Origin of the sequence: Pseudomonas sp. OE 28.3 (genome assembly GCF_014268205.2) — a bacterium.
GTDB lineage: Bacteria > Pseudomonadota > Gammaproteobacteria > Pseudomonadales > Pseudomonadaceae > Aquipseudomonas > Aquipseudomonas edaphica.
This window is the reverse complement of sequence record NZ_CP077082.1, coordinates 5,257,260-5,276,579: the sequence shown is the minus strand read 5'-3', so window position 1 is coordinate 5,276,579 and position 19,320 is coordinate 5,257,260. Positions and strand designations below refer to the sequence as shown.

The 19,320-nt window shown below is 59.1% G+C and carries 21 protein-coding genes; 8 read left to right on the top strand and 13 right to left on the bottom strand.

Features of this window, described 5'->3' with window-relative positions; all coding sequences use genetic code 11:
- Positions 1 to 405: 405 nt before the first annotated feature.
- From HU759_RS23620 to HU759_RS23610, 3 genes are all read right to left on the bottom strand, one after another.
- Positions 406 to 1,428, bottom strand: coding sequence for a transporter (locus HU759_RS23620; protein WP_017137881.1), 1,023 nt, complete (start codon positions 1,426 to 1,428; stop codon positions 406 to 408).
- A gap of 228 nt (positions 1,429 to 1,656) precedes the next feature.
- Positions 1,657 to 1,962 carry a PepSY domain-containing protein gene (locus HU759_RS23615; RefSeq protein ID WP_017137880.1) on the bottom strand — a complete coding sequence of 102 codons (306 nt, stop codon included), beginning with the start codon at positions 1,960 to 1,962 and terminating at the stop codon, positions 1,657 to 1,659.
- Between the two features lie 96 nt (positions 1,963 to 2,058).
- Positions 2,059 to 3,186: a glycerophosphodiester phosphodiesterase gene (locus tag HU759_RS23610; RefSeq protein ID WP_017137879.1), complete on the bottom strand. Its 1,128-nt coding sequence runs from the start codon at positions 3,184 to 3,186 to the stop codon at positions 2,059 to 2,061.
- Between the two features lie 232 nt (positions 3,187 to 3,418).
- Here HU759_RS23610 and HU759_RS23605 point away from each other — a divergent pair, with 232 nt between their 5' ends.
- Positions 3,419 to 3,742 carry a DUF2025 family protein gene (locus HU759_RS23605; RefSeq protein ID WP_017137878.1) on the top strand — a complete coding sequence of 108 codons (324 nt, stop codon included), beginning with the start codon at positions 3,419 to 3,421 and terminating at the stop codon, positions 3,740 to 3,742.
- A gap of 206 nt (positions 3,743 to 3,948) precedes the next feature.
- Here HU759_RS23605 and HU759_RS23600 read toward each other — a convergent pair whose 3' ends face one another.
- Together HU759_RS23600 and HU759_RS23595 are read right to left on the bottom strand one after the other, a co-directional pair.
- Positions 3,949 to 4,269: an antibiotic biosynthesis monooxygenase gene (locus tag HU759_RS23600; RefSeq protein ID WP_186618133.1), complete on the bottom strand. Its 321-nt coding sequence runs from the start codon at positions 4,267 to 4,269 to the stop codon at positions 3,949 to 3,951.
- Entirely contained in the window at positions 4,266 to 4,973 is a 708-nt protein-coding gene (locus tag HU759_RS23595) for a CTP synthase (RefSeq protein WP_099550473.1), read from the bottom strand. The genes HU759_RS23600 and HU759_RS23595 overlap by 4 nt, the downstream gene beginning before the upstream one ends.
- 80 nt (positions 4,974 to 5,053) lie before the next feature.
- Here HU759_RS23595 and HU759_RS23590 point away from each other — a divergent pair, with 80 nt between their 5' ends.
- Positions 5,054 to 5,932, top strand: coding sequence for a LysR family transcriptional regulator (locus tag HU759_RS23590; RefSeq protein WP_017137875.1), 879 nt, complete (start codon positions 5,054 to 5,056; stop codon positions 5,930 to 5,932).
- 204 nt (positions 5,933 to 6,136) lie between these two features.
- On the opposite strand, the gene HU759_RS23585 is transcribed toward HU759_RS23590, so the two are convergent.
- The 4 genes from HU759_RS23585 to HU759_RS23570 all read right to left on the bottom strand — a co-directional run bounded on the left by HU759_RS23585 (position 6,137) and on the right by HU759_RS23570 (position 10,190).
- Positions 6,137 to 6,655 carry a DUF1003 domain-containing protein gene (locus HU759_RS23585; protein WP_099550475.1) on the bottom strand — a complete coding sequence of 173 codons (519 nt, stop codon included), beginning with the start codon at positions 6,653 to 6,655 and terminating at the stop codon, positions 6,137 to 6,139.
- A 76-nt stretch (positions 6,656 to 6,731) separates the two neighbouring features.
- Positions 6,732 to 8,051: a PAS domain-containing methyl-accepting chemotaxis protein gene (locus HU759_RS23580; protein ID WP_017137873.1), complete on the bottom strand. Its 1,320-nt coding sequence runs from the start codon at positions 8,049 to 8,051 to the stop codon at positions 6,732 to 6,734.
- Positions 8,052 to 8,314: 263 nt separating this feature from the next.
- Positions 8,315 to 9,373, bottom strand: coding sequence for a diguanylate cyclase (locus HU759_RS23575; protein WP_017137872.1), 1,059 nt, complete (start codon positions 9,371 to 9,373; stop codon positions 8,315 to 8,317).
- Positions 9,374 to 9,563: 190 nt separating this feature from the next.
- Positions 9,564 to 10,190, bottom strand: coding sequence for a TetR/AcrR family transcriptional regulator (locus HU759_RS23570; protein WP_099550477.1), 627 nt, complete (start codon positions 10,188 to 10,190; stop codon positions 9,564 to 9,566).
- Between the two features lie 140 nt (positions 10,191 to 10,330).
- On the opposite strand from HU759_RS23570, the gene HU759_RS23565 reads away from it, so the two are divergent.
- The 4 genes from HU759_RS23565 to HU759_RS23550 all read left to right on the top strand — a co-directional run bounded on the left by HU759_RS23565 (position 10,331) and on the right by HU759_RS23550 (position 14,493).
- The gene (locus tag HU759_RS23565; protein WP_099550478.1) at positions 10,331 to 11,389 is read left to right on the top strand and encodes an MBL fold metallo-hydrolase; all 1,059 of its coding nucleotides are present in this window, start codon (positions 10,331 to 10,333) and stop codon (positions 11,387 to 11,389) included.
- Between the two features lie 389 nt (positions 11,390 to 11,778).
- Complete coding sequence (locus HU759_RS29925; RefSeq protein ID WP_017137869.1) at positions 11,779 to 12,237, top strand: hypothetical protein; 459 nt, start codon at positions 11,779 to 11,781, stop codon at positions 12,235 to 12,237.
- A 125-nt stretch (positions 12,238 to 12,362) separates the two neighbouring features.
- On the top strand, positions 12,363 to 13,877 hold the full coding sequence (locus tag HU759_RS23555) for an amidase family protein (protein WP_186618131.1): 1,515 nt from the start codon (positions 12,363 to 12,365) through the stop codon (positions 13,875 to 13,877).
- Positions 13,878 to 13,935: 58 nt separating this feature from the next.
- The gene (locus HU759_RS23550) at positions 13,936 to 14,493 is read left to right on the top strand and encodes an AAA family ATPase (protein ID WP_099550481.1); all 558 of its coding nucleotides are present in this window, start codon (positions 13,936 to 13,938) and stop codon (positions 14,491 to 14,493) included.
- Here the strand turns inward: HU759_RS23550 and HU759_RS23545 are convergent.
- Positions 14,423 to 14,809 (bottom strand): XRE family transcriptional regulator, encoded by a 387-nt coding sequence (locus HU759_RS23545; RefSeq protein WP_186618129.1) that lies wholly within the window; start codon positions 14,807 to 14,809, stop codon positions 14,423 to 14,425. The genes HU759_RS23550 and HU759_RS23545 overlap by 71 nt on opposite strands.
- A 189-nt stretch (positions 14,810 to 14,998) precedes the next feature.
- On the opposite strand from HU759_RS23545, the gene HU759_RS23540 reads away from it, so the two are divergent.
- Positions 14,999 to 15,361 carry a hypothetical protein gene (locus tag HU759_RS23540; RefSeq protein ID WP_017137865.1) on the top strand — a complete coding sequence of 121 codons (363 nt, stop codon included), beginning with the start codon at positions 14,999 to 15,001 and terminating at the stop codon, positions 15,359 to 15,361.
- A gap of 43 nt (positions 15,362 to 15,404) precedes the next feature.
- Positions 15,405 to 16,070, top strand: coding sequence for a hypothetical protein (locus HU759_RS23535; RefSeq protein WP_186618127.1), 666 nt, complete (start codon positions 15,405 to 15,407; stop codon positions 16,068 to 16,070).
- On the opposite strand, the gene HU759_RS23530 is transcribed toward HU759_RS23535, so the two are convergent.
- From HU759_RS23530 to HU759_RS23520, 3 genes are all read right to left on the bottom strand, one after another.
- Positions 16,067 to 17,020 (bottom strand): hypothetical protein, encoded by a 954-nt coding sequence (locus HU759_RS23530; RefSeq protein WP_186618125.1) that lies wholly within the window; start codon positions 17,018 to 17,020, stop codon positions 16,067 to 16,069. The genes HU759_RS23535 and HU759_RS23530 overlap by 4 nt on opposite strands.
- A gap of 94 nt (positions 17,021 to 17,114) precedes the next feature.
- Positions 17,115 to 18,290: an MFS transporter gene (locus HU759_RS23525; protein WP_058422241.1), complete on the bottom strand. Its 1,176-nt coding sequence runs from the start codon at positions 18,288 to 18,290 to the stop codon at positions 17,115 to 17,117.
- Positions 18,291 to 18,494: 204 nt separating this feature from the next.
- Positions 18,495 to 19,316, bottom strand: coding sequence for an ABC transporter substrate-binding protein (locus tag HU759_RS23520; RefSeq protein ID WP_017134647.1), 822 nt, complete (start codon positions 19,314 to 19,316; stop codon positions 18,495 to 18,497).
- Positions 19,317 to 19,320 lie beyond the last annotated feature (4 nt).

Here is a 19,320-nt window from a genome sequence, read left to right as displayed (position 1 = left end):
CGGTAGGTCAGTGTTTAAGGAATTGAGCCTACCGTTGATCTATAAAACACCAGAAGGCTAATGTCAGAGTGCAATCAATGTGGGAGCTGGCTTGCCTGCGATAGCCATAGGCATCTACACAACCGGTTAACACGAAGTCTGTGGCAGGTGGGTTGTTGTGGCGAGCAGGCTTGTCCTGCGTTGGGCTGCGGAGCGGCCCCAGTAAGGGCAGCGCAATTTTCCTGAAAGTACTCAGTGTTTGGGTTTGGGGCCGCTTCGCAGCCCAACGCAGGACAAGCCTGCTCGCCACAGGAGAATGTGGTGGCCTTCAAAAGGCTGCGATAGCGGTGCATCAGGCAATGAACAGTTGGCTGGTAGATAGCCATCGCAGGCAAGCCAGCTCCCACAATTTGACTGTATTGCAATTCAATAGTCTTTGCGCTTACGGAACGCCCAGCGCCCGGCAATCAAGGTAAACGTCGCCACCAGCGCCACCAGGATCCAGAACCCTTCCGGGTCGGTGGAAAGCGGCACGCCGCCCACGTTCATGCCAAAAAAACCGGCGATGATATTGATCGGCAGCGCCAGCACCGTCACCACGGTGAGGGTAAACAGCGTGCGGTTGCTTTGTTCGTTGAGGTTCGCGGCGATTTCTTCCTGCAACAGCTTGATGCGTTCGCCCAGGGCCGTGAGGTCGTTGATGATCAGCGCAAACTCCTCGGTGGATTTGCGCAACTCCTTCACGTCTTCCTTTTGCAGCCACTGCGGCGGGCGGTTGAGCAGGCGCAGGAGCGAGCCCGGCTCCAGTGCCAGCAGACGTTGCAGGCGCACCAGCACCCGGCGTGCGGCACCCAGTTCGGCGCGGTTGGTGGACAGGCGCGAGGACAGTAACTGGTCTTCGATATGGTCGACGCTGATACTGGTTTTACGCACGATCTGCGTGAGCACCTCACCCTGGTCGCGCAACAGATGCACCAGCAGTTCCAGGGGCGAACGAAAGCGTTCACCGGCCTTCACCGACGAGCGCAATTTATCCACCGAGTGCAGCGGTTGCAGGCGTGCACTCACCAGCAAACGGCTGCGGGCGCAGACCCACAGCGTGGAGATATCCGACGAAACCATGCTGCTGAAGTTGAACACCACGTCGTTGACCACTGCGAGCAAGGCCGAGTCGACGTGTTCGATACGCGTGGAGCGCGAGCCTTCGTGCAGGGCTTCGAAAAACTCGTCGGGCAATGACAGGTTGGCCTGCATCCAGCGCTCGCAGGCGGCGTGGGCCAGGTTCAGGTGCAGCCACAGGAATTCTTCCGGGTCTTGCGGCGCTTTTAGCGCGGCCAGCGCGGTCGCTGAATCAATTTGCTCGCCCTTTTCACCGGGCCGAAAACGAAAACCGTAAAGCAAGCCAAACAGATCGGGATCCTGGTGGCTGTGGTCGATGCTGTGGTTCATGGAGGCTCGCAGAGAAAGCGCCTGTAGGACGTTTCACAGGTTCGCGTGGGCGAATCATTGCAAGGCGGGATGACGATTTTGTGACAGTTTGAAAACTCGCTCAGCGGGTTTCCAGGCGCAGGCCTGCGCTTTGTCGGTGTAATTTGATCAACCCTCCGTGATGGCTGGCGAGCAGGCATAAAAAAACCGCGCCACTTTAAACGTGGCGCGGTTTTTTTAACCGATGACTCAGGTGTCCAGTTTGTCTTCCAGCACGGCGCCGGTCTTGGCGTCGAGCTTCACTTCAAACCGTTTGCCGGCGGTGTCGGTCAGGTCAACTTCGTAGACCAGTACACCATTTTTGTGGTCCAGCTCGGTGTCAGTGATGCTGGCACCGGCGTGTTTGGCCACGGCGGCGGCGTTGAGTTTTTCGAACGGCATCACGGCGCCGGACTTGAGCAAACCTTCAATGTGGTCCGGGCGAACATCCGCCTGGGCCAACCCGGCAGTCAGGGTCAAGGCGGTAGCGGCGAACAGGGCGGTCAGGGTTTTCATGGTGTGTGTCCTTCTTCGGTGAGCTGTTTAAGTGGCGCCAGATTAACCAGCGCAACTTAATTCATCCTTAATGGCGCAATGACACCCACCAATTACTCAGTAGCCGTTGTCCTTGAGCAGGTCCTGCACGCTCGACGAAGGCCAGCGCTTGTAGAACTTCAGCAGTTCGGCGGCGCGGTTGGTGAAGATGCCGTCAACGCCGGCTTTCATGACTTTTTCGAAGTCCACGGGCTCATCGACGGTGTAGACGTGCACCAGCAGGCCTTTGTCGTGGGTCAGCTTGTTCATCTCAGGCTTCACCAGGTCGGTGTAGCTCTGGTCGCCGTGGTTGGTCAGCTCGGCCGAAGGGCCGGTGCCGATGGCGCCGAGGCTCTTGGCTTCGTCCACCCACTTTTCGAACTCGGCGGCGTCTTTTGGCTCTTGCTTGGCGTAGTAGGCGGCCTTGGTGGTTTCGCCGGACTCAGCGAAGGTTTGTGCCGATTTAGGCTCGATGCTGCCTGGGCCAACCCACAACAGCAGGATTTTCGGGGTGTTGGGCATTTCTTTCTGCAGCTCTTTCAAGCTGTCTTTTTCAAACGTCTGCAGCACCACGCGGCCTTTGCCCTGGCCCACGCCGGTGTTGCTCTTGCCCAGCTTGGAACCGGCGGAGCTCAACCAGCCTTTATCCAGCAGCTTGTTTTTCAGGTCGGCTTCGATGCCCGGGAACTGCTTGGGCTCCTTGGTCTCGATGTACAGGCCTGGTTTGTGCTGCGGGTTGCCTTCGGCGATCTTGATGATCTCGTCCAGGCTCTGGATTTTCAGGCCAACAAACGCCGGGCGGGCACGGTCCGGGTAAGCGGCGTTGAACCAGCTGCCGGCGTCCAGGGTGCGCAGTTCGGCCCAGGTGAACTCGTTGGCCGGAGCGTCTTTGCGCTCGGGGAACTTGGTGGCCACGTCGGTGGTGCGTTGCAGGTTGTTGTCGTGCAGGGCGAACAGTACGCCGTCTTTACTGCGCTGCAGGTCCATTTCCAGGTAGTCGGCACCCAGGTCGCGGGCGAGCTTGTAGGACGCCGCGGTGGATTCGGGGGCGTCGTAGGATGCGCCACGGTGAGCAATGACAGCCGGGTACGGAATGCCTTCGTTTGTCGCCAATTCAGCCGGGCTGATCGGGTCGGCAGCCTGTGCCTGACCAAGGCCGAGCATCAGAGCGAGCAGCAGGGCGCTCTTGGTAAACGTGACAGGCATATGCGAAGTCCTTTCGTGGAGGTAACTTTGAGAAGGCGTCCTTTTTAACAATTGATTGCGAAAGGCGCTATCACCAAACCGACATTAAGGTACTCACGAGGCATTTTTGTGGGGTTTTTTGTGCTGTGTTGCAGTATTCTTGGCCAAAGCTGCCCCGTTAGAGGGCAGTAATTTCTGCCACGCGTGTAAACCATCTTTCCAGTCCCTGTGGGACTTTTCAGTGAGGTTTACCATGCGCATCACTTCCGAGCTTATCTGCCAGGCCGCCGACCAACTCCAGGGTTTTGTCGGCCTGAACCGTAAAACCGGCTACTACATCGTGCGTTTCAGCGAAGACGCCTTCGGCATGGACGTGGCCGATGACGGCATCATCCCCACTGCCGAATTTGTCTGGCTGCCGGCCGCCGACCACACCATGACCCTGTCGCGCGAGCGCCTGCAGTTGCTGCTGGACCAGAATATCGATGACCGTATCAACATCACCGAGCCGTTGCGCGTGTATATGCGCCGGGTGGAGATCCCGCAGATCAGTGCGTTGCGCAGTTTGGTGAGCTAGGTCCAGTCAAGTGGAGAGCAACCTGTGGGGCTTGCTCGCTAAGGCGGCCACCTGCTCGATCACCATTGTCCTGAGACACTTCGGTCTAATTGTGGGAGCTGGCTTGCCTGCGATGCAGACACCTTGGTGTATCAGGCACACAGAGTTGATGCTATCGCAGGCAAGCCAGCTCCCACAGGTTTTTGCAGGGGGCTTGAGGCTGTGTTTCAACGCTCGAAGGTGTAAGCCCGCTCGACCTTGCACACGCGGGTGTGAAACGCCGAATACCAACTGGCGCGGCCTTGCTCGCGCACTTGGCTGTGTTCGATTTGTTGCTTCCAGGCCAAAATCGCCGCTTCGCTTTCCCAGTAGGAAACGGTGATGCCCAAGCCGTCTTCCCGCGCCGACTCAACACCCAGAAACCCCGGTTGTCCGCGCGCCAGTTCCAACATACGGTTGGCGGCCTGGCTATAACCTTGATCGCCTTCGGTACGCAACGAGCTGAAAATCACGGCGTAATAGGGCGGGGCGGGTGTGGTGGCGATCATACCGATTGCGCCTGGCAGGCTTTGAGCAGGGCAACCGCCAGTGGCGGCGTAATTCCTTTAAGTGCCGCGCGTTCGGGCTGAAACAGGGTGGCGACGAAAAACGGATGGCCCAGCAGTTCGACGGCACGCAGATCGCCCGCCGAATCGTGGCCGCTGGGGATCAGGTCGCCCTCGAGTAATGCCTGGGCGAACTCGGGGTTGATGCCGTAGCTGCAACGGTAGCCTTCCTCCGTTTCCAGGCTGGCGTAAGCCTCGGCGATACGCGTGTAGGGCGCCAGGCGGATGCTGCCGGTGGCTTCGACCAGGGAACACGCAAGCGGCGTGATAACCGCGCGCCTGGCCTCGGGCGCCAGTTCGCCATGCTCCGCATCCGCCCAGCCCAGCACGTTGCGGGCATATTCGATGACCGCGTGTTGAAAACCACCGCAGGTGCCCAGGAATGGGCGTTTTTGCTCGCGGGCAAAACGAATCGCCCGCAGTGCGCCGTCGGCATCACGGTAGGGGCTGGCGGGCACGCACCAGAAGCCGTCGAAGGCATGCAGTTCGGTGGCCGGGGTGATCGAGTCGGTCTCCAGCCAGTGCAACTGCACGTTCAGGCCCAAGGCGTCGGCAGCCTGTTGCAGCGCCACGGGGATGGCCTGGTGGGCCGTTACGTCGGGGTTGTAATCACCGATCAGGGCGAGGTGCAGAGGGGTGGTTTTCATTGTGTACTTCCCATGGCTTGTGGTGTCCTGAGGCGCACTATAGATTGGCGCTCACGCAATCAAAATTGGCGTTTGCCCACATGCTCCATGCAGCCACGCACTATCAGCTCGATTACCCGGACCTGTCGCTGATTCTCGCGCTGGTGCGTGGCGGCACCTTGGCGCGGGCGGCGGCGCTGCTGCGGGTGGATGTGTCCACGGTGTTCCGTGCCGTGCGACGACTGGAGACGGCCCTGGGCCAGACCCTGTTCGAAAAAAGCCGTGCCGGCTACCTGCCCACCAGTTTGGCCAGCCACCTGGCGCAGCAGGCCGAACAGGCCGAGCAAGCGCTGGAAGCGGCGCGCATCGGGGTGGAGCAGGGTGGTGAAGTAATCAGCGGCACCGTGCGCCTGACCTGCACCGACTCGGTGCTACAGGGGTTGCTGCTACCGGCGCTGGCGCAGTTCATGCCGGCCTACCCGGCGTTGATCCTGGAGTTGAGCACGTCCAATGATTTTGCCAACCTCAGCCGCCGCGACGCGGACATTGCGCTGCGCCTGACCAAGACGCCGCCGGAGCATCTGGTTGGCCGTCGACTGGGCACCGTGGCCTATCAGGTGTGCGCGAGCGCGGGTTATGCCCGCCAAAACCAGGGGCGTGAGTTGGCCGAGCTGGCGTGGATCGCGCCGGATGACTTCTTGCCCGATCACTCCACCGTAGCCTGGCGGCGTGAACACCTGCCGGGTGTGCGTCCCAGTTATCGCTGTAACAGCATGTTGTCGGTCGCCGAACTGGTGCGGGCAGGGTTGGGCGTGGCGGCGCTGCCGGACTTTCTGTTGGAGGACGGTTTGCAACCACTCGGCCCCGCGCTGGCGGGGCGTGATACGGCGCTATGGCTGCTGACACGCCCGGACTGCCGGGCACTGCGCTCGGTGGTGACCTTGTTTGATGAGTTGGGGCGGCATATTCGGTTGCCTTGAGCATTGTGGCGAACGGGCTTGTTGTGGCGAGCGGGCTTGCCCCGCGTTGGGGCGCGCAGCGGCCCCAAAACCAGACGCCGCGGTTTTTGCTTTAAGTACCGCATCGACTTTACTGGGGCTGCTGCGCAGCCCAACGCGGGGCAAGCCCGCTCGCCACAACAAGCCCGCTTGCCAGCCCCAGGAGAGTTCCTCTGGGTAAACGTCTCAGGGCTTGCGCACAAACTGCTCATGCATCTCGCACGTCAACGTCTCGATACGCTCGGTCAGTTGCTTGGTCATTTCCGTCAGCCGGGTGTTCTGCTCCAGCAATTCCAGTAACTGTTTGGTGGTTTGCGCGGCCTGGGCCTGGCGTTCGGTATTGGCAATGGCCAGGGCTTCGCGGTGTTGCGCATCGGCGTCGGACTGGGCTTTGTCGCGGGCGGCCTGGCGTGTCTGGGCCAGCAGGATCAGCGGCGCGGCGTAAGCCGACTGCAGGCTGAACGCCAGGTTGAGCAGGATGAACGGGTACACGTCAAAATGCGTGACGCCGGTGATGTTGAGCACCACCCACACCACCACGATCGCGGTTTGCGCGCCGAGAAAGGTCGGCGTGCCAAAGAAGCGTGCGAAGGCTTCGGCCTTGAGGGCAAAGGTGTCGTTGCCAAAGGTCGGCGCCAGATGGGCGTGGCCGCGGTGGAAGCGCAGGTGATCGACAGGTACGGCGTCTGGCTTGTCGGGGGTCATGGCGGGCTCGAATCCTAAGCGTTAAGACAAGCTAGCACTATAGACCGCGCCCCCCGACACACACATGAAGAACCGGTCAGGTGTTGCCGCGCTCGTTGGCGAACGCGCTCACCGCTTGCACCGCCTCGGTGGTGCCTTCGCGAATCTGCAGGATCACCGTGCCCGCACGGTTGGCCAGGTCGACCCCCAGCGCCGCGCGGTCGCGGGTGCTGTCCATGCTCTCGATGGCTTGGCGGGTCTCGTCCTGGATCATCGCGATCATGCTGGAGATTTCCGCCGTCGAGCCGCTGGTGCGGGCTGCCAGTTGCCGCACCTCGTCAGCCACCACGGCAAAACCACGGCCTTGCTCACCCGCGCGTGCCGCCTCGATGGCGGCGTTGAGGGCCAGCAGGTTGGTCTGGTCGGCGATCCCGCGAATGGTGTTGACGATGGCGGTGATCTGCTGCGAACGCTCACCCAGCTTGGCGATCAGTTGCGAGGAGGTGTCGATGTCTGCAGCGATTTCGCGCATGCCACTGGCGGTTTGCTGAATCACGTCGGCGCCTTTTTCGGCCACATCCCGGGTATTCAGGGAAATATGGTAAGCCTGGGCCGCGCTGGCGGCGTCGGCTGCGTGCTGTTGCACCCTGGCGGTGACGTCAGAGGCGAACTTGACCACTTTGCACAGGCGCCCGCTGGCGTCGTACACCGGGTTGTAGTTGGCTTCGAGCCACAGGGTCTGGCCGTGTTTATCAACGCGCTCGAACTGGCCGTTGAACAGTTCGCCCTGGTTCAAGCGTTTCCAGAACTCGGTATACGCCGCGCTGTTGGCCAGCTCCGGTGTGCAGAACATGCGGTGATGTTTGCCCTGGATCTGCGCCAGGCTGTAGCCCATGCGCTGCAGAAAATTGTCATTGGCGGTGATGATGGTGCCGTCGAGGTTGAATTCGATCACTGCCATGGCACGGTCGATGGCGCCCAGCTTGGCGTTGGCTTCGCTTTCGGCCTGCAGGCGCGGGGTGACATCCATGGCGTACTTCACCACTTTGATCACTTGGCCCGTGTCATCGCGCACCGGGTTATAGCTCGCTTCCAACCATACTGACTGGCCATTGCCGGCCAGCCGCTCAAAGGTGCCGGACTGGAAGTGGCCATTGCGCAAGTTCGTCCACAACTGGTTGTACTCGGCGCTGCGGGCGAACGCGGGTGTGCAGAACATCCGGTGTGACTGGCCCAGGATCTGCTCGGCGCGGTAGCCCATGGTCTTGAGGAAGTTGTCATTGGCACGCAGCACGCTGCCTTGCAGGTCAAACTCGATAACGGCCATGGAGCGCTCAATCGCGTCGAGAAGGCTGGCCTGCTGGGCATTGGTGTATTGCAGGGTACTGATGGTTTTTTTATGGGCGTTAAATAGCATGTTCGAGAGCTCGGGGAAGCACGCGTCAGAGGTATCCATGAATAGGCGCCTGACCCCGTATGGCCCTGGGCCTTACGGTTGACTTGCTCATTGTCAGCTTCCTGGTGCTGACAGAGGGGGCGGAACAAGGGGTTCAGAGTGATCAGCCTGCCAAGAAGTTCGCCGTTAGGGCAGGACCATTTTTGGGCAGGCGACCAGTGGCGGCATTATGCTATCGCTGCGAGGCGCGGGCGGAAGATTCAGACGAGGTGTTATCGGACAACTCAAGCGGAATGGGCGACCACGTAATCGCTGACATTCACCCGGTTACGCCCGGTTTCCTTGGCTGTGTACAGCGCACGGTCCGCCGCGTTGAGCCACATCGCGGCATCGCTGAACAGTGGCTGGAAGTCGGCCAGGCCAATGCTCAGGCTCACGCGCAACTCCGGGATCTGGGCATTACGATAGTTGCCGAATGTTTCGCGCATGCGTTCCATGACTTTTGCGGCTTCTTCCAGCGGCATTTGCGGCAAAATCACACAGAACTCATCGCCGCCATAGCGGCCGGCCAAGTCGTTTTCCCGCAGGTGCAGGCGCAACTCCTGGCTGAGTTGGCGCAACACCGCATCACCGACGATATGGCCGTAGGTGTCATTGATCTGCTTGAAGTGGTCGATGTCGATCAGCGCGATAGTGGCGTGGCTGCTTTGCTGCTGGCACTTATGGAACTTGAGGTTCAACAGGTCTTTCCACGAGCCATGGTTGAGCAGGCCGGTGAGGCTGTCGATACGGCTCAGGGCGCTGAGGGCGCGTTTGTGTTCCGAGAGCTTGATCGCCAGTTGGTAGCAGACCATACCGATGGCCATCGGGTAGAGCGTCAGCATCGGCAGGCAGGTGTAGACCTGGCTGAGGCTGACATTGGGGTTGAACTTGACCCCGAACAAACCCCACGCCACCGCGGTACCTGCCGCTTGCGCCAGCAGCCCGCGCAGAAACAGGCGTTTGCCGCCGGCCGCGACATTGTTCATGGTCATCATCGACAGCACGGTCACGGCCGTCAGGGGCGTGAACTGGGTGGCGGCGGCCCAGAAACCACCGAACAACGAGTCATAGAGCAGGTTGCGCTGTTCAGCCTGATAGGGAAACTGCGAACGGGTCGAGAGCTGATACGCCACATGCGCCCAGGCATAGCCATTGAACAGCAGGAACGCCCACACCCAGCCCGGCATCGCCAGGGGGTAAAGGGCGCCGGCCACACTGATACAACCGATACCCAGGCCGATGATCCTTGGCTTGTAGATACGTCTGGCAAATGAAAGCCCTTTGCCTCGTCTGTTTTCCATAGTGTTCCGGGTCAGCTCTGTTTTGCGGGTACGACAACGTGCGTCAGCGGGTAGAACCGTTGATCGGATATTAACGGTGAATATTGTCAGTTATTCGCGTGGGAATAATCAGTGTCCTTCCAGGCCATTTGCGCAGCACAGCGTGGGAATACGCCAAAAGCGACCTGGAATGTCGCGTCTGTAACAGGGTTTACTGCGGCCTTGGTGTGCGCACTTCGTAACCGGCCAGGAACAGGTCGATGGCTGACTCGATCACGCTGGCCTGGCAGGCGGCGTCGAGCACAGGTTGGCCCAGGGTGATCTGCGGCCAGAACGCGAATGCCTTGAGCAGGCTTTGTATCTGGTGGGCGGCGAAGGCGGGGTCGGTGCAGGACAGCCGGCCGTCTTCCTGCGCGGCGCGCACCCACTGGGTGAAGCCTTCTTCGCGCTTGCTCAGGCGGTTGACCATGTCTTGTGCGCGTTCCGGCGAATGGATGGTGGCGGCAATCGCGACACGGGCCAGGTCGAGGAAGTTGGCGTCCGACATCATCAGCATCTTGGCCTCCAGTAGCCCGCGCAATTGCTCGCGCAGCGGGCGGTCGCTGGCGTAGCTCACGTCCAGTTGGGCAACGCTGCTGGCCCACAACTGGTGGAGGATTTCGGCAAACAACTCTTCCTTGCTGGGGAAGTGGTTGTACACCGTGCGCTTGGAAACGCTGGCGGTGGCGGCGATTTTGTCCATGCTGGTGACCTCGAATCCATTCGCGCGAAACTCGGTAATAGCGGCAGCCACAATGGCTTCGCGTTTACGATCGGTGAGGCGCAGAGGTGCAGTCATGGTCGGCTCTAAGGCTCTAAAAGGAAATTACACTCGGTAGTTTACTTGCTCAGGGTTTTGTTGCAATCTAGAAACTACACTGTGCAGTGTAGTTAGTCTTCGCAGTGTCTTTTATGAGCCGACCCCGGAGTCACTCTGCAATGGCCACGATTTCAACCCGTCTCGACCCCGCGCCGGCTGCGCCAAAGGCTGCCGAGCATACGCCAGGGCAATTCAGCAACGATGCTCCAGTGCAGCACGGTGGTTTTGGCAAAACCTTGCGCATTTTCTGGAACATGCTGTTCAACAAACCACGCAGCACACGCCCGGTAGGCAAGATCCCGGTGCAACCGCTGACGCGTGAGCAGTTGTTGGCAGCACCCGATCACAGTGTGTTTCGCCTGGGGCATTCCACTGTGCTGCTGAAAATGCGCGGCAAGTTCTGGGTCACCGACCCGGTATTTGCCGAACGTGCCTCGCCTTTCAGTTGGGCTGGGCCAAAGCGCTTTCATCAGCCGCCGATCAGCCTTGAAGAGTTACCACCTCTGGAAGCGGTGATTCTTTCCCACAATCACTACGACCATCTTGACCGCAATGCGGTGATCCAACTGGCCGACAAGACCCGCTATTTTCTTGCGCCGCTGGGCGTGGGCGACACGCTGGTCAAGTGGGGTGTGGATGCCAGCAAAGTCCGGCAACTGGATTGGTGGGCAGGCACCGAAGTCGAGGGCATCCGGTTTATCGCCACACCGGCCCAGCATTTTTCCGGGCGTGGCCTGTTTGATGGCAACCAGACCTTGTGGTGTTCCTGGGTGATGATCGACGGCGCGCGGCGGATCTTTTTCAGCGGCGACACCGGTTATTTCGACGGCTTCACACGCATCGGCGAACAATACGGCCCGTTTGATCTGACGCTGATGGAAACAGGTGCTTACAACGTCGACTGGCCCCATGTGCATATGCAGCCTGAGCAAACCCTGCAGGCACACATCGACCTCAAAGGCCGTTGGCTGCTACCGATTCACAACGGCACTTTCGACCTGGCCTTCCACGCCTGGCACGAACCGTTCGATCGCATCATGGCCCTGGCCTGGGAGCGCAACGTGGCGATTACCACGCCGGCGATGGGGCAGGCGTTCAGCCTGAACCAGCCGGAGCGCGGGCATGCGTGGTGGCTGGAGGTGGAAACTCAAGGTGTAAAAGAACACGCAGCGGGTTGAAACGTTGCCACCTGGAAAAAGGATTTTCAGGGTGTTTCAGGACTGCGACAAACGCCAGATGAGAGTGCGATGATCCCGCGCAATCAATTGTCGGAGGTCGGGTTTTGATGGAAAAAAACTGTAGGGCGCATTGGCGATCAGGGATGCCGTGTCGCCCAGGGCTTTCCTTGCCTGTGACGGAGGAGGCGGGCAGCGTAGAGCCCGCGGCCGAGTCCGTTTATGCTAAACCCGAGAATCTGAGCCGCGCAGGTATCGTCTTCGGCGCGGCGCAAGTGGTTGGCGCGGCGCCCATTCCTGGCTACAACGCGCCGGCCCTACCGGCAAGACCTGCGCGGGATCCCGCGTTATCACTCGCAGCTTTAAGCGGTATCGACCCTACTGGGCCGGTCATGGTGGAAGTCCCCCTGGTACTGAACAACACCAGCTTCACCGCTTCACAGATGCTATCGGGTTGGCGTATCGGGTTCGCTGACCGCTATGTGCAAGGCGGTCATCGCGAGGCCGTCGAACACAGCGAAGCCTTGTGTGCAGCCTTCGACCTTCTGCGCCAGGCCGGTGCGCACTTGGTGCCAGTGGACGCGCGTCGTGAAGACAGCAGCCTGCAATTTTCCCTGCAAAGCAATGAAATCGACGACCTCATGACCGCGCATCGCCTGGATGCGCTGGTTTCTGGCAGCGAGAGCGTCGCGTTTCATCGTGCCTGCATCAGCGGCTATCCGTCGCTTTGCGAACCGTTGGGAGATGGGGCGAAACTGTGGTTTTACGGCGCACAATGGTCGCGTGATGCATTGCCGCTGTTGTTGCATGCCTATCGCCAGGTCAGCGCCTGCGCGTCAAAGAACTCGTAACAACTACAGGAAGTGCTGAACCCTCCTACGATGTGAGCAGAGACTGCCTGAGGGTCTTTAACACCTGGGGTTTTTAGAATGGCGGACTTGATCCCGCATGAATTCTGAACTCAGGAGAGACCTTTATGACGGTTGCTTACGGCATCTATTCGATGATCCGCCAGGCTGCGCAAACCTTGCCGGCGCAGACCTCGCCTGTAGTAGAAACACCAATGGCTGCAAAGCCCGTGGCGCCAGAGACTGCATACGCAAGCGTTCGCGAGCTGGGCGAACAAATGGCTCGGCCGCACGGGCTTACGTCGGTTGATCTGGTGAACTTCCTGCAAGAGCGTATCCGCACGCTGGACCCTCAACTGTGCTCCGTCATCGAACTCAACCCTGAGGCACTCGAGGTCGCGCGCGAACTGGACCGTGAACGCGCCAGTGGCAAGGTACGTGGCCCGTTGCATGGCGTACCCATTTTGCTCAAGGACACCATCGAAACGACTGGCATGCAAACCAGTGCAGGTGCGTTTGGTCTTGTGGGGGCGGCTGCCGGCAAGAATGCTGCTCTTGTCGATTACCTCATCCAGCAAGGGGTGGTGATCCTGGGTAAAACCAACATGAGCGAACTGGCTGGCTTTCGCGGTGGCCCCGATGGCTGGAGTAGCCGGGGAGGGCAAACCCTTAACCCTCACCGTGCGGGTGCCGACGTCGGTGGCTCCAGTTCGGGGTCTGCCGCAGCGATAGCGGCCGGGCTGGCACCCCTGGCGGTCGGTGCAGAAACCAATGGTTCGATCATCGTACCGGCGGCGCTCAATGGTGTGGTGGGGCTCAAACCCAGCGTTGGCTTGTTGGATCGCAACGGGATTATTCCCGCCAGCCGCCGACAAGACACACCCGGCCCCATGGCTCGTTCGGTGTATGACGTTGCGTTGATGCTCAATGCCATGTCCGGCAGTGACCCTGGCGATCCCGAAAGCCTGGGCGCCCCTCAAGGCATCGACTACACCAAACTGCTGGTGCCAGGCGCCTTGAAGGGCAAGCGTATCGGTTATCCCGCGACCTTTACGTTCAACGGTGAAAGTTTGCCGGTGGACAACAGCCCGCAATTTAGCAAGACACTGCAAGTACTTCGTGAGCAAGGCGCTACGTTGTTACCGATCAACCTGCGGCTGGCAGATGCTTCACGCTACGACGAACTGTTGCTCTCGGATGTAAGGGAAGAACTGAATGCCTACTTGGCCAAGCGTCCGGGCCTGCCGGTCACATCATTGGCCGAGTTGATAACATTCAATGAAACCCGTGATGGTACTGAGACGGATCACCAATCTGTACTCAAGAAGGTCAACGCAGCCACTCTCACACCGCAGCAACGCAAAACGCTGTGGGACGCGCTTATCCAGGATTTTCGCAGCAGCGTGGATGACCCGATCAAGGAGAAAAACCTGCATGCCATAGTGTCGGACTACGATACCAACAGTTACTTCGGGGTTGCCGCAGCAGGTTACCCAGGGGTCACCGTACCTTCTGGGACGAGTGAGGACGGCCTGCCTACCAGTGCCTACTTCTTCGGTACTCGCTGGTCGGAACCCACCTTGCTGGCAGTGGCTTATGGGTACGAGCAGGCGGCCCAAGCCGGTGTAAAACCCGAGCTTTAAATGACGCGCTGCGTGCTGCAAATCTCGCGTATTACACTCAAAGCCATGGAGAGCAAGCATGGCCTACAAAATACACATTATCGGCGCTGCAGGTGCCGGTACCTCGACCTTGGGCCAGGCTCTGGCCAAACGCTTGGGCGTCGCCTATTTCGACTCTGACTATTTCTACTGGCAACAAACGTCAGAGCCTTTCACGGTCGCCCGGCCCAAGGATGAACGCATCCGCCTGTTGCAGGAACAGAGTGCCGGCCTTGAGGGCTGGGTACTGTCCGGCTCACTGTGCGGTTGGGGCGATGCGATGATCCCGCAGTTCACCCATGTAGTCTTCCTGCGGTTGGACCCACATGTGCGCCTGCACCGCTTGCAACTGCGCGAAGTGCAACGCTACGGCGAACAGATCCTGGAGGGCGGCAGCCGCCACGCCAACAGCATCGCATTCCTGGCCTGGGCCGCCCGTTACGACGGCGGCAACCACAGCCTACGCAGCCTGCGTCGGCATGAAAGCTGGTTGAAACCGCTGACCTGCCCGGTGCTTCGGTTGGACTCTACGCACCATTCGGCTGAGGCGTTGGTGAGTCATTTGATGCCGCTGCTGAGCCCATCAACCGCGAGATGAGGCCAGGTGCCGCGAGCTCGGCAGGGGCGGCTGCAAACTTGCGTGCGCTCATCCCCCAGCCCGGGGCAAACCCTGGAAAAAACACCAGGCCTTCAGCCTCCAGCCGGAACGCGAGGGCTAACCGAGCTTCATCCTCCACCTCACCCAGGCTTTCAAAACGCTGAACCACCTCCACCTCCACCGCCAGCCCGGCCTGGCGGGCCAGGTCTTCACGGCTCCAGCCCAGCATCACACGGGCCTGTGCGCTGTGTTTGGCGGTGAATTGGTGCAGGACGATCTGCTGTTCTACGAAAGAGCTCATTGCCAGAGAGGACATGGGGTTTCTCCAGGTTCGACGGGGGAAGGCAAACTATACTGTGTTTTTGTACAGTTGTTTGCGCCGTTCATCAACTGGATTTTTTATCGGGGGTTCACTTGCCCTATCCAGAAGGACAGTGGACGTTGCAAAGCTCGCACGCCGATAGCAAGATCTGCGGACCGATTGAGCTGACGAGAGAACGACGCTATGTCTATTTCCGAAAGTGATTGGAAGAAATTCAAAGGCTTGAGGGCATTGGCCCTTGATCGGTTTTGCCTCGGTGTCCTGGCGGATGCCAGGACTATCAGTGAGCACGGTGCCTTGTCCGCTCACGCCCGGTACGGAATGCTGTATGGCGTGATTCATGCCCGCAACAAGGATATGGCCGATATGTTCGACTATTACAGTCGCTCATCAACCTATCCGTGCTTGGCATTGATGGTGCACCATGACCTGTTGACCGACGCCGAGTTGGCAATACTCAGCGAAGAAACGCTTGATGCCATCAGCTATGCCGTCAGGCAGCCTTATGAACTTGAGTGGGTTGAGGAGCAATTGCCCGGCGAGTAAATAGGGCACACTTGGCGTTGATCACTTTGCGCAGGAACACAGTGTGCTGACATTTAATTGCTCACAAGCCGGCAGCGACTTTTTCAGCCGTATTCACAAGGGTAAGAAAATTACCCCAGTTGAAAAACCACCGATACCGAGCGCCGAGGGTCTTGCGCTGCACACAGACCCTAACCAGTGGCTGGTCCATGCGGCAATAGTTAAGCGTAAGCATGTGCTGGTGGCGACGCATTTGAAGACGCGCTATAGCATGCTGTTCTTCGATATGAAAAAGGCCGATGACGCGGGTTTTGTGAAGACATTTGCCCATCGCTGGATCGATGGCGTGATGAATGTAGCGCTGAAGTGTGGCTTGCTGGACATACTCTCGCCGTCCGTTTGTGATCCGCTGCTGAGCGGCTTGGGGAGCACTTATTGCTTGTACCAGCGCAGCGACCGCAGCAGCCAGGGCCAAATCAATGAAATCCTGCGCGTGTTTAAATGGGACGCTGAAGGTTTCGACTTTGTGAAGCAGCCGTGGAGTGCGAGACGCTATGACGAAGCCATCAATCGTACACCCAGAACCATTCCCGGGATAAAGGGCTATGGTTGGCCAGAGGAAGAAATGCTGATTCACTGGCTGACAGCATTTGGCGGGATAGACGCGGCCACCGCCCGAGCTGCACGCGAACAATACCGGCAAGCTCAGCGATCACGCGCCCTTGCCTAATGCTCCTGCATTCCCGGTGCCTCACGAATGATCAAGTGGTCCAGGTTCTCGATATTGGCGCTGAACACCCCGAATGTCTGCTCGGGGTTCTTCTTGCTCGGCACCTGTTTGAGCGTTGGCGTCACCCCGTAAAAGAAGCAATACAAGGCCCGTTCGCTACTGGCGGCCGCCTTGATCTGCTCCAGGAACGCCGTGCGCTTGCGGTAGTTCTCGATGAGTTTTTTGCTCAGGTAGACATTCACTGAATAAGGCTTTTTGTCGAGCCACACCTTTTTTTCGAAGTCGATGCGAAAGCTGCTGGTGTAATCCTTGATCGCTTTGATCTTGCCCCAGTAGATCAGGCCTTTGTTGTCTTGCAGGTATTCGATCTTCTTGAAAAACGTCCAGTAGGTCGCGGTGTGCTCACCCACCTTCAGCGGCATGGACTTGAGCTTGTCCTTGTCGTCGATATTGGACACATAGCACTCGACCGGGTGTGCGAAGACGCTGGTTTTGTCTGGGGTTGTGTCACTGGTGACGCGGGATGAGCGGGTACTTGTCGAAGGCGCCTTCGCTGAATCTTGTGGGACGCTTCCCTCGCTGCCGACAAGCGCAGTGTTGCGCGGGTACTGACGCCGGGTCAGTACAAATTCCGATGGGAAATTGTCTTCGCGCTCGTCGTCACTTTCACCGGTTGCAGACTTGTGCGTGCTGGCATAGCGGCAGCCGTCGATATGCCGGGTGCTGGTCTTGTTCTTGAAATGCGGTGTGCGCTGATAGTTGACGTTTTTCGCGTTGAATGTGCTCAGCGTATTGCCCGTTTCGAATGCTGCGCGGCATTCATCGTTGGGGCACAGGAAGCTGTCCTTATCGGAGTCGAAGTCGGCGGTTTCGTCGAAATTCAGGTCTCGAACGTCGTAGATCGACAGCTTGTCGTCGAGACTCAGGCTGTAGGCCGTGTCGAATTTCATGGGGCTCGGGTCCGTGAGATGAATAGCTGGATACTACGCAAATACCAGAGATTACGGAGAGCAAAATGAGGGAGCTGGCTTGCCAGCTCCCACCTTAGATAAGCGGTGTGCCAGCTACACGGCGGCCGCTCAAGAAACACAAAGTGCCGCCCATCGCAGTCAGTGCACCCAACGCATAGAACATGCTGGTCGGCGCAGCGTTGATCAGCAAATAGCCGCAAATAACCGGGCTCATCGCTCCGCCAAACGCCGCCAGGTTTTGTGCGCCGTAATAACTGCCGCGCAATGCGTCGGGGGCGATGGTGTCGATAAACAGGAATTCCGACGGGTAAATGATCATCTCGCCCAGGGTAAACACGAACATCGCCAGGCACCACGTGAGCAGACTGTGAGCCTGGCTGAAACCGACCAGCCCGGCTATGAACAGCAACGTGCCCAGCACGATCCAGTAACGCAACTGTTCGCGCTTGAGAAACCGGCCAATCTGGTACTGCATCACAATCACCGTAATGGCGTTGCAGGCCAGCACTGCCGACAGAATCTTCAGCGCCTCGGCGGGTTTGTAGGCCACCAGCAAAAACTGCGACAGATACAGGGTGTAGCGCCCGTGGACAATGGTGCTCAACAGGCTGCCACTGGTGAACAGGATCAGCGTGCGGTCGCTGCGCAACGTGCGCAGCGTGCTGAGGAAGCTCAAGGGTTTGTGGCTGTCATCGCGCTGGGTCGGTGGGATGCCGATCATCAGGAACAGGCTGCCAAACGCAATGGCGCTGGCGATCAAGAACGGCGCCAGTTGCATATGCCCGGCAATCACTACACCGATCATCGGCCCAGTGGCGTAGCCAACATTGGTCAGGGTGTAACGCAGGGAAAACACCTTGGCGCGATCACCCACCGGCAGGTTCTCGCTGATGATGGCTTTGGAGCCGATCAGGAACAGCGCCGAGGCGGCTTCGGTAATGACCAGGGTCAGGGTGGTGAGATAGAGGTTGCTGGCGAACGTCAGCAATAGAAAACCGATGGAGCTGGAGAGCATGGCCAGGATCAGCAGCTTGCGCTTTTCCAGGCGGTCGATGATGTAGCCGCCATACAGGCCCAGCAACGTGGCGATAAACACGGCAATGCCCATCAACAGGCCGATGTCCTGCTGGTTGAGGCCCAGTCGGGTACTCAAGAGCAAGGCCAGCAATGGGCTGGTCATGGCGCGGCTGACCACGATGGTCACCGAGCAGATCATCAGGCGGCGAATTACCAGGGAATAGGTGGCCACGGTGGGGGCGAGCGTCCTTGTTATTGCTTCAAGACAACACAGATAAAGTGTGAAAACAAAGCCAATGTGAACACAGAACCAATGTGAACACAGAGCTAATGTGGGAGCTGGCTTGCCTGCGATAGCGGTGGGTCAGCTTGAATATTTCTTACTGGCCCACCGCTATCGCAGGCAAGCCAGCTCCCACATTTTTAGATCCTGTGTTTATTGGCCGGCATTGATGCTGATTTTTTCCACCGCACCCTGCTCCAGATCCCACTTCTTGAGGATCTTGCCGTAGGTGCCATCATCCACCATGCCCTGCAGCGCTTCACTGATCGCCGTCACCAGCTCAGTGTTGCTCTTCTCAATCCCCAGCCCCGTGAACTGCTTGGAAATCGCCAGGCCCACCGGCTTGTACTTACCCTTGTCCAGCGCCATCAGATAAGGAATGGTCTCGCTGCCCTGCATCGCCGCATCCAGACGGTTCTGCTGCAACTGCGCGCGCGCATCTGCCGAGCCTTCGGTGCCGATCACCACAATGGCTGGCTTACCGGCCGCTTCGCAGTTTTCCTTGCTCCATGCGGCAATCTCCGACGGCCAGGTGGTACGGCGGCTGGTGCCGACTTTTTTACCGCACAGGTCAGTCAATGCCTGAAGGTCTTCACGCTTGGCCAGGGTGTACAGCTGCGGGCCACTGGTGAAGTAGTCGATGAAGGTCACGGCCTTTTGGCGTTCGGCGGTGTCGCTCATGCCCGACAGCACAATGTCGACGCGCTTGGTGGTCAGGCCGCTGAGCATCTGCTCGAAGCCGGTTTCCTGCCATTTGATCTTCACACCCAGGCGCTCAGCCAGGGCATTGCCCAGGTCAAAGTCCAGGCCGGTGAGTTTATTGGTGGCGGTGTCCTTGAAATCCATCGGCGGGTAGTTCGGCACGATGGCCGCGCTGATCTCGCCTTTTTCCTTGATTGCTGCCGGCAATGCCGCGAATACACAGGTGGAGGCCATCAGGCCTGCGAGCAACGTGGGGATAAACAATTTTTTCATGGGG

Bases quoted from the DNA above. Each gene is read 5' to 3' on its own strand.
- HU759_RS23620 (WP_017137881.1), bottom strand. From the start codon at position 1,428: ATGAACCACAGCATCGACCACAGCCACCAGGATCCCGATCTGTTTGGC.
- HU759_RS23615 (WP_017137880.1), bottom strand. From the start codon at position 1,962: ATGAAAACCCTGACCGCCCTGTTCGCCGCTACCGCCTTGACCCTGACT.
- HU759_RS23610 (WP_017137879.1), bottom strand. From the start codon at position 3,186: ATGCCTGTCACGTTTACCAAGAGCGCCCTGCTGCTCGCTCTGATGCTC.
- HU759_RS23605 (WP_017137878.1), top strand. From the start codon at position 3,419: ATGCGCATCACTTCCGAGCTTATCTGCCAGGCCGCCGACCAACTCCAG.
- HU759_RS23600 (WP_186618133.1), bottom strand. From the start codon at position 4,269: ATGATCGCCACCACACCCGCCCCGCCCTATTACGCCGTGATTTTCAGC.
- HU759_RS23595 (WP_099550473.1), bottom strand. From the start codon at position 4,973: ATGAAAACCACCCCTCTGCACCTCGCCCTGATCGGTGATTACAACCCC.
- HU759_RS23590 (WP_017137875.1), top strand. From the start codon at position 5,054: ATGCTCCATGCAGCCACGCACTATCAGCTCGATTACCCGGACCTGTCG.
- HU759_RS23585 (WP_099550475.1), bottom strand. From the start codon at position 6,655: ATGACCCCCGACAAGCCAGACGCCGTACCTGTCGATCACCTGCGCTTC.
- HU759_RS23580 (WP_017137873.1), bottom strand. From the start codon at position 8,051: ATGCTATTTAACGCCCATAAAAAAACCATCAGTACCCTGCAATACACC.
- HU759_RS23575 (WP_017137872.1), bottom strand. From the start codon at position 9,373: ATGGAAAACAGACGAGGCAAAGGGCTTTCATTTGCCAGACGTATCTAC.
- HU759_RS23570 (WP_099550477.1), bottom strand. From the start codon at position 10,190: ATGACTGCACCTCTGCGCCTCACCGATCGTAAACGCGAAGCCATTGTG.
- HU759_RS23565 (WP_099550478.1), top strand. From the start codon at position 10,331: ATGGCCACGATTTCAACCCGTCTCGACCCCGCGCCGGCTGCGCCAAAG.
- HU759_RS29925 (WP_017137869.1), top strand. From the start codon at position 11,779: ATGGTGGAAGTCCCCCTGGTACTGAACAACACCAGCTTCACCGCTTCA.
- HU759_RS23555 (WP_186618131.1), top strand. From the start codon at position 12,363: ATGACGGTTGCTTACGGCATCTATTCGATGATCCGCCAGGCTGCGCAA.
- HU759_RS23550 (WP_099550481.1), top strand. From the start codon at position 13,936: ATGGCCTACAAAATACACATTATCGGCGCTGCAGGTGCCGGTACCTCG.
- HU759_RS23545 (WP_186618129.1), bottom strand. From the start codon at position 14,809: ATGTCCTCTCTGGCAATGAGCTCTTTCGTAGAACAGCAGATCGTCCTG.
- HU759_RS23540 (WP_017137865.1), top strand. From the start codon at position 14,999: ATGTCTATTTCCGAAAGTGATTGGAAGAAATTCAAAGGCTTGAGGGCA.
- HU759_RS23530 (WP_186618125.1), bottom strand. From the start codon at position 17,020: ATGAAATTCGACACGGCCTACAGCCTGAGTCTCGACGACAAGCTGTCG.
- HU759_RS23520 (WP_017134647.1), bottom strand. From the start codon at position 19,316: ATGAAAAAATTGTTTATCCCCACGTTGCTCGCAGGCCTGATGGCCTCC.